Source organism: Janthinobacterium sp. FW305-128 (assembly GCF_020858135.1).
Taxonomy (GTDB): Bacteria; Pseudomonadota; Gammaproteobacteria; order Burkholderiales; family Burkholderiaceae_D; genus Janthinobacterium.
In genome coordinates this window covers 1,028,592-1,035,808 of sequence record NZ_JACYMK010000001.1, presented here as the reverse complement: position 1 = coordinate 1,035,808, position 7,217 = coordinate 1,028,592, and the positions used below count along the sequence as shown (strand labels likewise).

5 protein-coding genes are annotated in these 7,217 nt (G+C 65.4%); 3 read left to right on the top strand and 2 right to left on the bottom strand.

The features are described 5' to 3' along the window. The coding region (locus IGS60_RS04725) for a type VI secretion system Vgr family protein (protein WP_230502653.1) at window positions 1-1,842 on the bottom strand (1,842 nt) is incomplete at its 3' end. A gap of 228 nt (window positions 1,843-2,070) precedes the next feature. Here IGS60_RS04725 and tal point away from each other — a divergent pair. Beyond that, a complete protein-coding gene (tal, locus tag IGS60_RS04720) occupies window positions 2,071-3,006 on the top strand; it encodes a transaldolase (protein ID WP_230502651.1) in 936 nt (311 codons plus the stop codon). Between the two features lie 154 nt (window positions 3,007-3,160). Here tal and IGS60_RS04715 read toward each other — a convergent pair whose 3' ends face one another. Further along, window positions 3,161-4,021: a hypothetical protein gene (locus IGS60_RS04715; protein WP_230502649.1), complete on the bottom strand. Its 861-nt coding sequence runs from the start codon at window positions 4,019-4,021 to the stop codon at window positions 3,161-3,163. Window positions 4,022-4,226: 205 nt separating this feature from the next. On the opposite strand from IGS60_RS04715, the gene IGS60_RS04710 reads away from it, so the two are divergent. After that, a complete protein-coding gene (locus IGS60_RS04710) occupies window positions 4,227-5,300 on the top strand; it encodes a patatin-like phospholipase family protein (protein ID WP_230502647.1) in 1,074 nt (357 codons plus the stop codon). A 122-nt stretch (window positions 5,301-5,422) separates the two neighbouring features. After that, window positions 5,423-7,156: a methyl-accepting chemotaxis protein gene (locus IGS60_RS04705; RefSeq protein ID WP_070222396.1), complete on the top strand. Its 1,734-nt coding sequence runs from the start codon at window positions 5,423-5,425 to the stop codon at window positions 7,154-7,156. The last annotated feature ends 61 nt before the right edge of the window (window positions 7,157-7,217 follow it).

The window sequence follows — 7,217 nt, the reverse complement described above, 5'->3', positions numbered from 1 at the left end:
CGCGTGGCTGCTTTTCAGCTGGATGCGTCCCTGCTGGTCGGTGTCGTCGAACAGCAGCTGGTTATAGCCGGCCGCGCCGCCCGCCTTGCCGAACTCCTTGCTGCGGATTCCCCATTGCGCGCTGGCATTACGGTGCGCCGCGCTGGCCCCTGCTGCGCCATGCCACAGCGGACTATTGCCGCCCGCCACATTGCCCTGGCCCGCGATGGCGTGGTCGTGCGCCGGCTGGAACACGCCAGCATCGTGTTGATCACGCACCATGCCGCCCGGCGTGGGTAGCGTGCCGCCCTCGCCCTGGCCGTTGTACAGCGCGCCGATGATGACGGGTCGGTCGATATCGTTTTCCAGAAATTGCACCAGCACTTCCTGGCCGATGCGCGGCAAAAACTGGCTGCCCATGCCGCCGCCGGCCACGCGCTGCGCCACCCGCACCCAGCACGTCGCGCCAGTCTCTTGCTGCCAGTGAAAGCGGATGCGCACCCGGCCCAGCTTGTCGCAGTAAATCTCATCGGCACCGCTGGCCGCGTCATTGCCGTCGGCGCCGACGACGATGGCGCTCTGGCTGCCCAGGGCCGTCGGCGTGGCGTGCTGGCGCGCCTCGCCGTCATCGTGCGCAGGACGCCACGGCATGCTTGCCTCGATCATCTCGATGCAGTTGGCGTAACCGCTGGCTTGCGCCTGGGCGATCGTGGCGGCGACATCGGGAAAGCCTGCGCCCCACTGCGCCACGGTTTCTTCCAGCAATTCCGGCAGCGGGCCGAACAGTTCCGCCAGTCCTTGCCAAGCCGGCAGCGGCAGGTTGTTGACGCCGATGCTGGCCACGCGCAGCACGACATACTCGGGCGCGGCGCCGTCGGCTGGCTGCAACGGGCCTTGCGTCAGGGTAAAACGCGTGCCGGCGCGCAGGGTGCGCACGGTCGAACGGGCTTGCCACAGCTGGGCGCGCGCTTCGTGCGACTGCATCTGCAAGCGGGCGTAGCGCTGCGCCTGGGCGCCATTCGCATACCAGTACTGGCCCGGTGTGTCGTAGCTTTCCAGCAGCGGCGCGTTCTTGCCGCCAAGCACCATATTCGTCGGCACGCTGGCGGCAACCGCCTTCTTCGCCTTGTAATCGTAGCTGAGCACGCTACTCAGCCCCACCTGCAGGCTGCGCCGCGCGCGCAAGGCCTGCACCGTGTCGCCCGGCTCGCCGACACGCGCACCATGAAAGCGCAGCCCGCCGCCTTGCGCGCTGCTGGCGTCCTCTGGCGTGGCGCAAGCCTGGCTGCTGTCGGCAAAAACGATCAGGGTCTGACCGTCAAACCGCCAGGCCAGCCCCTCTTCGGTCAGCAGGCGGCGAATAAAATCGAAATCCGATTCGCGGTACTGGCAACAATAGCTGCGTTCGCCCGCGTCCTGCATGAACGACGCGACCTCGTCGCTCCAGCGCCACAGCGCCGCCGGGGCATAAGACTGGAACACGGACTCGACGATCTCGATCACGGTCTTGTCTTGCCAGACGCGGCTGTTACGCACCTGGCCCAGCCGCCACAGCCAAGGCGTCAGGCGCAGCCGGTAGCGCGCCAGGCCGCCATTGCTGCCCAGCATGGCGGCGGCGCTGATGTAGCCGGAAAAGGACGTGCGCGTGCCGTCGGCCAGGCTGACATGCAAGCTGGCAGGCTGGCCCAGCAGGGATGCCAGCCGCACATGGGCGCTGGTGGACAAGGCGATAATGTCGCGCGCGCCGACTTCCTGCAGCCGCTCGTCGGCGGCAAAGGCCTCGACCAGCAGGCCGCTGTCCTGGCCATCGTCGCCGATGGACAGTGCATACAGACGTGTCGCGCCGTTGAAGGCGCCTACCATGCTAACGATATCTTGTGTCAAAAGATGCTCTTCATCTGGAGTGTGGCATCGCATATTGCTTATAAAAACAATGTGCAAATTAAACAAGTCCAGGCAATTATGCGCGAGTTCTTAAAAAAGCAAGATTCAATTGAACAAGTAATGCACAGACAAGACAATAGTGGGTCCCACCTGCGATGGATTCGGTACAATACTTCGGCAAGCCCCTTCACTCTTTCCCGTGCAGCCATGAACCAACTCGAACAACTGAAGCAATTTACTACCGTGGTGGCCGACACCGGCGACTTCCAATCGATCCAGGCCTACACGCCGCGCGATGCGACGACGAATCCGTCGCTGATCCTGAAGGCCGTGCAGAAGGATGAATACAAGCCGCTGCTGGAAAAGGCCGTGCGCGACCATCCGAACGCCTCGACCGCCGAGATCATCGACCGCCTGCTGATCGCGTTTGGCGTGGAAATCCTGCAAACCATCCCCGGCCGCGTCTCCACCGAGGTCGATGCGCGCCTGTCGTTCGACACGCAGGGCACGGTGGCCAAGGGCCGCGACCTGATCGCCCTGTATTCGAACGCGGGCATTGCCCGCGAGCGCGTGCTGATCAAGATCGCCTCCACCTGGGAAGGCATCCGCGCCGCCGCCATCCTGGAAAAGGAAGGCATCCGCTGCAACATGACCCTGCTGTTCTCGCTGGCCCAGGCGATTGCCTGCGCCGAAGCGGGCGCCCAGCTCATTTCCCCGTTCGTCGGCCGCATCTACGACTGGTACAAGAAATCGACGGGCATCGACTACATGGGCGCGGAAGACCCGGGCGTGCAATCGGTGCGCCGCATCTACAATTACTACCGCAAGTTCGGCTACAAGACCGAGGTGATGGGCGCGAGCTTCCGCAACACGTCGCAAATCCTCGAACTGGCCGGCTGCGACCTGCTCACCATCAGCCCCGACCTGCTGCAAAAGCTGGCCGACAGCGATGCGCCGGTGGAACGCAAGCTGAGCGCCGAAGCGGCGCCATCGACCAATATCGTGCAAATGTCGCTGAACGAAGAAGCCTTCCGCTTCATGATGAATGAAGACGCGATGGCGACGGAAAAACTGGCCGAAGGCATCCGCGCCTTCTGCGTCGATTCCGGCAAGCTGAAACAGATGATCGCGGCGCTGCGGTAATCGCATCATTACGACGGGCGAAAAAAAGCGGCGCCGTGCATTGCACGGACGCCGCTTTTTTTATTCTAGTCGTCCTCGTTGGCCTCAGGGCGACTGACGGCGCCATTGCGAGCGGCCGCAAATCACGACGCGCAGCAGGTGCCGTCAGGCGTCATCAGGAGCAACGGAAGGTGGCCACGCCCTGGTAGTTGGCGCCATTCGCCAGCTGCGCCTTGTAGGCGGCGATCAGCAGATAGCGGCCAGCGCCGCCGTCGCCCAGCATCAGCTGCGCGCCCGTGCCATTCGACAGGTAGCCGCCGGTGATGCTGCTCGACGCGGCCGACGCCATGGTCGTCGAAGCCGATACCTTGCCCGTGCTGCCGCCGGCGCTGGCGTCGATGGCCAGCACGACCTTGGCGCCGGAGGCATCGAAGGACATGCTGGCAGTGCCGCTGGCCGTGCCGAAGTTGGCGGTCGACGAGACGCTGCTGCCGCCCGTATAGCTAGGCGCCGTAAACGTGCCCGCATCGCAGGTGAACGTGCCGGTCGCTGGCAGCGCGGCGAGCACGTTATAGGCGACGTAATGCCCACTGGCATTGTTGCCGCTCAACGTAGTGGCGCCCGTACTATTGCTGAACGCGCCCTTGAACCAGCGTCCCTGCGCAAAGGCCGCGTCGCCGCTGATTTCGCGCGTCACGGCCGGGTTGCCCGTGAAGACGATGCCGCTGATCGTGCTCAGGGCGCCGGAGGCATCCTGTACCAGCGGGCTGGCCTTGCCACTGCTCTGCAAGCCGATCGACGTAAAGATGTAGCGGCTGTTGTCGCCATTGGCGAAACGGGCGCTGACGGCCCCCGTGTTTTCGCCCGTGGCCGTTGGCACGACGGGAACGACGGGAACGACGGGCGCCACCGGATCGGCAGGCTTGGCCGTATTCACGACAGCCGTCGTGTCGGATGGGGAAGACGAACCGCCGCCACCGCAAGCGGCGAGCGAAGCGGCGATCAGGGTCAGAACAAAAGCGTGATTCAGTTGCATACGATTCCAATAAAAAAAAGCAAGACATAAGGAATCCTTGGCACATGCCAAAAATTCAACGTCCAATATTATGCAACATTTCTCAATAGAATGGTTGCCTTAAAGAAATTTATTAATACTAACAATGTGACTATACCGAGCGCGTCTGTGCCGTGTCGCCGCGCTGGCGGTAAAATACCTGGCTACAGGCCGCCAGCGACTACTCATGCAATCACCGATCACCATCCGCCTGGGCCGCCGCGCCCGGGCGCGCATCGCCGAAAACGGGGTGCGCGCCAGCGACATCGCCATCATTCCCGCCGCTGCGGGCGGGCCGAAAGGCTTGATCCTGCACCAGCTCGATTGCTGGCTGTTCGGCGACTTCCTGCCGCAGGCACCGCGCCCGCGCCAGTTCGTCGGCGCCTCGATCGGCGCCTGGCGCATGGCCGCCGCCGTGTTCCCCGACCCGGTGGCCGCGCAGCGCCGCCTCGTGCGCGAATACGTGGGCCAGCGCTATCCCGACAAACCCGATGCGGCGCACGTGAGCCGCACGTGCCGCGCCCTGCTCGACGCCGTCCTCGACGGCCAGGATGCGCAACTGCTGCGGCATGAGCGCCATAGCCTGTCGGTGCTGGCCGTGCGCGGCATCGGCGCGCTGGCGCAACCTGGCAAATGGCGCGACCGGCGCGGCTTCCTGCTGGCGGCCGCCGGCAACGCCGTGGCGCGCGCGCGGCTGGCCGCCTCGCTGGAACGCACCGTGTTCCATGCCGGACCGGACGGCGCCAGCTGGCTGCGCTCGCGCTTCGACGCCTTTCATTCGCATTTCGTGCCGCTGGCGCAGGACAACCTGCGCGACGCGCTGCTCGCTTCCGGCTCCATCCCGCTGGTGCTCGACGCGGTCACGGACATCGCCGGCGCGCCGCCAGGGCGCTACTGGGACGGCGGCCTGGTCGACTATCATTTGCACCTGCCCTACCAGCGCGAACCGGACCTGGTGCTGTACCCGCATTTTGCCGACCATATCGTGCCGGGCTGGCTGGACAAGACCATGCCCTGGCGCCGCGCGCGCCGCGGCGATGGCGCACTCGACAACATGATCCTCGTCTCGCCCTCGCCCGCCTTCGTGGCCAGCCTGCCCAACGGCAAATTGCCGGACCGGCGCGACTTCCCCCATTACGGCCAGGACCACGCGGCGCGCATGCGCGACTGGCGCCGCGCCATCGCGGAAAGCGAGCGCATGGCGGCCGCCTTCGCCCGCTGGGCGGAGCAGCCGGACCTGCGCCAGGCGGGCGAGCTGTAGCACGGGCGTGGCTGCAACAGGCGCAAAGACAAGCGCGCTTTTCCCTCGCCTCTTGGTCACTTATCAGTGCATACTATGTCGCACAGGCAACCTTTAATCTCTCTGCGACAGGAGTTCCAACCATGCACGCCCTCTCCCACCTTCGTATCGGCACACGCCTGGCTGCAGGCTTCGCGCTGGTGCTGCTGCTGTCCGTGATCTCCACCTCGTACGCGCTGTACAGCGCCAGCGTGAATGCCGAAGCGACGCGGCAAATGATGGAAAAGCCGCTGGCCAAGGAACGCCTCGTATCGGACTGGTACGTACTGATTTACTCGGCCATCGCGCGCACTTCGATGATCGCCAGGAGCACGGATGAAACCCTGTCGAACGTGTTTGCCGACACCATCGCCGACAGCACCAAGCAGGGCGGCGAGCTGCTGAAGCAAATCGAAACCCTGCTCGTCAGCGACGAGGAAAAGGCCATTTTCAAGGCGTCCATTGCCGAACGCGTCAAGTACCAGGATGCCAAGACCCTGGTGATGAATGCGCGCAAGGGCGGCAATGCGGCGCAGGCGGAAAGCGTCTACCGCGACAGCTTCGCGCCGGCCGCCGCCAAGTACCAGAACAACGTCAAGGCCCTGCTGTCGCAGCAGCGCCAGGCCATCGACGCCACGGCGCACGCCATTGAGGCGGCCAACGGGCGCAGCTTCACCCTGCTGCTGACCTTGTGCGCGCTGGTGGTGGCGCTGGGCAGCGTCTGCGCCTGGCTGATCACGCGTTCGATCACGCAGCCGTTGAAGGCCGCCGTGAAGGTGGCCGAAACGGTGGCCGACGGCGACTTGCGCACGCATTTCGGCACGCCTGCCAGCGATGAAATCGGCGACCTGATGCGCGCGCTGCACGGCATGAACGAGGCGCTGCGCAAGGTGGTGTCGGAAGTGCAGACGGGCACCAATGCGATCGCCACGGCGTCGGGCGAAATCGCCGCCGGCAACCAGGATCTGTCGGCGCGCACGGAACAGCAGGCCAGTTCGCTGGAAGAGACGGCGTCGTCGATGGAAGAATTGACCAGCACCGTCAAGCAGAATGCGGACAACGCGCGCCAGGCCAACCAGATGGCGGTGGCCGCATCCGGCGTGGCCGAACGGGGCGGCGGCATCGTCAGCCAGGTGGTCGACACCATGGGCGCCATCGATACGGCCTCGACGAAAATCGTCGACATCATCGGCGTCATCGACGGCATCGCCTTCCAAACGAATATCCTGGCCCTGAACGCGGCCGTCGAAGCGGCGCGCGCCGGCGAGCAGGGGCGCGGCTTTGCCGTCGTCGCCACGGAAGTGCGCAGCCTGGCGCAGCGCTCGGCCGCCGCGGCGCGCGAAATCAAGACCCTGATCGGCGACTCGGTGGAACAGGTCAACAACGGCACGCGGCTGGTGCAGCAGGCCGGCAGCACCATGGGCGAAGTGGTCGACAGCGTGCGCAGGGTCACCGACATCATGGCCGAGATCACTGCCGCCAGCGCCGAGCAAAGCATGGGCATCGACCAGGTCAACCAGGCCATCGCGCAGATGGACCAGGTGACGCAGCAAAATGCGGCGCTGGTGGAAGAAGCGGCGGCGGCAGCCGAAAGCATGCAGGACCAGGCGGCGCGCCTGGCGCAGGTGGCGGCCGGCTTCCAGCTCGAGCACGTGGCCACGGCGGCGCCGGTGCGCGCCGCGCGGCCGGCCAGGGCCGCCATTGCCACCACGCAAAAACTCGCGCCACGCCCGCCCCAGGCCAGGGCCGGCAAACCCGCAGCACCCAAGGCGGCCGGCGCCGCGGCGCGCAAAACGCCATCGCACATCGCCGGCGAGCAGGACTGGGAAGAGTTTTAAGCCCGCGGTTTTAAGTCCGGCGTTACACCCGCTTTCCAGCACCGTGCAGGCGGCGGCAAGG

What these genes read in the sequence shown, in the direction of transcription:
- tal (WP_230502651.1), top strand. Translation starts at nt 2,071, where the DNA reads ATGAACCAACTCGAACAACTGAAGCAATTTACTACCGTGGTGGCCGAC.
- IGS60_RS04715 (WP_230502649.1), bottom strand. Translation starts at nt 4,021, where the DNA reads ATGCAACTGAATCACGCTTTTGTTCTGACCCTGATCGCCGCTTCGCTC.
- IGS60_RS04710 (WP_230502647.1), top strand. Translation starts at nt 4,227, where the DNA reads ATGCAATCACCGATCACCATCCGCCTGGGCCGCCGCGCCCGGGCGCGC.
- IGS60_RS04705 (WP_070222396.1), top strand. Translation starts at nt 5,423, where the DNA reads ATGCACGCCCTCTCCCACCTTCGTATCGGCACACGCCTGGCTGCAGGC.